Origin of the sequence: Gimesia chilikensis (genome assembly GCF_008329715.1) — a bacterium.
Taxonomy (GTDB): Bacteria; Planctomycetota; Planctomycetia; order Planctomycetales; family Planctomycetaceae; genus Gimesia; species Gimesia chilikensis.
In genome coordinates, this window is sequence record NZ_VTSR01000043.1 from 1 (window position 1) to 448 (window position 448).

A 448-nucleotide genomic window follows, 5' to 3' on the forward strand; every position below is an offset into this window, starting at 1 on the left:
TTACGGACGGGCTGCCGCGACCAATGCTCCGTACACGATCTTCTCGGATGCGACCCCGGTCGACACGTTCCGGGTCAGTCATCAGACCAGTTCGAATGACTTCCTGGATGATGGCACCTGGTGGGAGTACATTGGCGATCCGGTTGAGATTGACAGCAACATCCTGCGGGTCCTGCTGAGCGACAATGCGGACGGTATTGTCTACGCCGATGAAATCCGGATCATCCGGGTAGTTGATCCGGTGATCAAGGTCGAAGTGGATGGCGGAACCGTGGAAGACAGCGGTGCCGTGGACTTCGAAGATACGATTACCGGTGCTCCCGTGGTCAAGACCTTCACCGTAACGAACTTCGGCGAACGGAACATGGCTCTGGGTGGCATCAACGTCCCGACCGGATTCAGCCTGGTCTCCGGCTTCGGGGATACAAACCTGGCCCCCGGTGCTTCG

1 protein-coding gene is annotated in these 448 nt (G+C 58.5%); it reads left to right on the forward strand.

The window, feature by feature from the left end; genetic code table 11:
- Positions 1-448, forward strand: a 448-nt coding sequence (locus FYZ48_RS29455) for a hypothetical protein (protein ID WP_187782290.1), incomplete at both ends; no start/stop codon positions are given.